A 2676-nucleotide genomic window follows, 5' to 3' on the forward strand; every position below is an offset into this window, starting at 1 on the left:
GTGCTGATCAGCCCGAAGCGCCATGGCTACGAGACCGCCGTGGCGGTGTATGAATGGGCCACAGCGGGCAAGGCGCCGCCGCCCGTCACGCTGACCAGCGGCACGCTGATGACGCGCCAGAACCAGGCCGAACTGCGCAAGCAAATGGGCCTCTGAAATGTCTTCCTTGCAGTTCGACAACATCAGCAAGCACTTCCCCGGCGTCAAGGCGCTGAACGGGGTGAGCTTCGAGGCGAGGGCTGGCCAGGTGATGGGCCTGCTCGGCGAGAACGGCGCGGGAAAAAGCACGCTGCTGAAGATCCTCGGCGGGCAGTACAAGCCCGATGGTGGCCGGCTGCTGATCGATGATCAGGAGCGCCACTTCACTTCGGCTGGCGACGCCATCGCCGCCGGCGTGGCCATCATCCACCAGGAGCTGCAGTACGTGGCCGAGTTGACGGTGGCCGAGAACGTGCTGCTCGGCCGCCTGCCGACACGCCTAGGCCTCGTCGACCACAAGGCCGCGCGCCGGCTGGTGGCCGAACAACTGGCAGCCATCGGCGTGGACCTGGACCCCGCCTCGCGCCTGTCGGAGCTGTCCATCGCCCAGCGCCAGATGGTGGAGATCTGCAAAGCCGTCATGCAGGACGCCAAGGTCATCGCCTTCGACGAGCCCACCAGCAGCCTGTCGCACCGCGAGACCGGAATCCTGTTCCGGCTGGTGAAACGGCTGCGCGCCGAAGGGCGCACGCTGATCTACATCTCGCACCGCCTCGAAGAACTGTACGAGCTATGCGACGCCTGCACCATCTTCCGTGATGGCCGCAAGATCGTCACGCACGAGGTCATGGCCGAGGTGCCGCGTGAGCGCCTGATCGCCGACATGGTCGGCCGCGAGCTGCAGGATATCTACGACTACCGCAGCCGCCAGCAGGGCCCGATGCGGCTTGAAGCGCGCGGCCTGCAAAGCGACCGCCTGCCCACGCCACTGAGCTTTGCCGTGAGAGCCGGCGAGGTGTTGGGCTTCTTCGGCCTGGTCGGCGCCGGCCGCAGCGAGCTGATGCGCCTGCTCTACGGTGCCGACGCGCGCCGCGGCGGCGAGGTGCTGCTCGACGGCCAGCCGGTGCGGGCCCACAGCCCGGCGGACGCCATCGCCGCAGGCATCGTCCTCTGCCCCGAGGACCGCAAGGAACAGGGCATCCTGGCGCACAGCTCGGTCGCCGAGAACATCAACATCAGCTGCCGCCGCCACGGCCTGGCGGGTGGTGTCTTCCTGCGCCACGGCCAGGAAGCGCAGCGCGCTGACGACTTCATCAAAAAGCTGCGCATCAAGACACCGAGCCGTGAGCAGGAGATCCGCCTGCTGTCCGGCGGCAACCAACAGAAGGTCATCCTCGCGCGCTGGCTGGCCGAACCAGGGCTGAAGGTGCTCATCCTCGACGAGCCGACCCGCGGCATCGATGTGGGTGCCAAGAACGAGATCTACAAGATCATCCACGACGTGGCGGCCTCGGGCTGCTGCGTCATCGTCATCTCCAGCGAGCTGCCCGAAGTGCTGGGCATCACCGACCGCCTCATCGTCATGCGCGACGGCCGCATCAGCGGCGAACTGGACCGCGCCAACGCCAGCGAGACCGCCGCACTTGCCCTGGCCTTGCCTGACGGAGCGCCCACCGCACCACTGCATTGATCATGAACACGACCACTCTCACGCCCCGCCCCGCCATGTCCTCGACGTCCCGCGCACTGCTCAAGGAACACAGCATGACGCTGGGCTACGGCCTGCTCTTCGTCGTGCTGGCCTTCACCGTCGRGAACTTCTTCTCCAGCGCCAACATCGTCGGCCTGCTGCTGTCGGTCGCCCAGATCGGCATGGTGGCCTGCACCATGATGCTGTGCCTGGCCTCGCGGGACTTCGACCTCTCGGTGGGCTCAACCATCGCCTTCGCCGGCGTGCTCGGCGCCATGGTGCTGGAGCGCACCGGCAGCGTCGGCCTGGCCATCGGCGGCGGGCTGCTGGCCGGCGCGCTGATCGGCGCGGGCAATGGCGTGCTGATCGCCTATCTGCGCGTCAACGCGTTGATCGCCACGCTGGCCACCATGCTGATGGTGCGGGGCCTGGCCTTCATCGCGTCCAAGGGCCAGGCCGTGGGTATCGCCGACGAAGGCTTCATCAGCTTCGGCGACACGAGCTTCCTGAGCCTGCCGCTGCCGATCTGGATGACGGGCTTCAGCTTCCTCATCTTCGGCGTGCTGCTCAATCACACCGTCTTCGGCCGCAACACGCTGGCCATCGGCGGCAACCCCGAGGCAGCACGCCTGGCGGGTGTGCGCGTGGAACGGCTGCGCGTGTGGATCTTCCTGCTGCAGGGCGTCGTCACGGCGCTGGCAGGCCTGATCCTGTCGGCACGCATCACCAGCGGCCAGCCCAACGCGGCCACGGGCTTCGAACTGGACGTCATCTCGGCCTGCGTGCTGGGCGGCGTGTCACTGCAGGGCGGCAAGGCGCGCATCTTCGGCGTCGTCATCGGCGTGCTCATCATGGGCACAGTCGAGAATGTCATGAACCTGCTCAACGTCGACGCGTTCTATCAATACCTCGTGCGTGGCCTCATCCTGCTGGCCGCCGTCCTTCTCGACCAACTGAAGACCCGAGGCGAACGCCGTGGCTGACATGGCGCCCCTCGCCCAAGGATT

At 67.1% G+C, this 2676-nt stretch carries 2 protein-coding genes and 1 pseudogene; all 3 read left to right on the forward strand.

Annotation, left to right across the window (positions count from 1 at the left end):
- Positions 1-156, forward strand: a pseudogene (locus AC1DU6_RS26420) (arabinose ABC transporter substrate-binding protein); the annotation flags it as partial.
- 1 nt (position 157) lies between these two features.
- On the forward strand, positions 158-1669 hold the full coding sequence (gene araG / locus AC1DU6_RS26425) for an L-arabinose ABC transporter ATP-binding protein AraG (RefSeq protein ID WP_457324438.1): 1512 nt from the start codon (positions 158-160) through the stop codon (positions 1667-1669).
- Positions 1670-1671: 2 nt separating this feature from the next.
- The gene (araH, locus tag AC1DU6_RS26430) at positions 1672-2652 is read left to right on the forward strand and encodes an L-arabinose ABC transporter permease AraH (RefSeq protein ID WP_477860749.1); all 981 of its coding nucleotides are present in this window, start codon (positions 1672-1674) and stop codon (positions 2650-2652) included.
- The last annotated feature ends 24 nt before the right edge of the window (positions 2653-2676 follow it).

This window comes from Roseateles sp. P5_B10 (assembly GCF_056400485.1).

What these genes read in the sequence shown, in the direction of transcription:
- araG (WP_457324438.1), top strand. Translation starts at nt 158, where the DNA reads ATGTCTTCCTTGCAGTTCGACAACATCAGCAAGCACTTCCCCGGCGTC.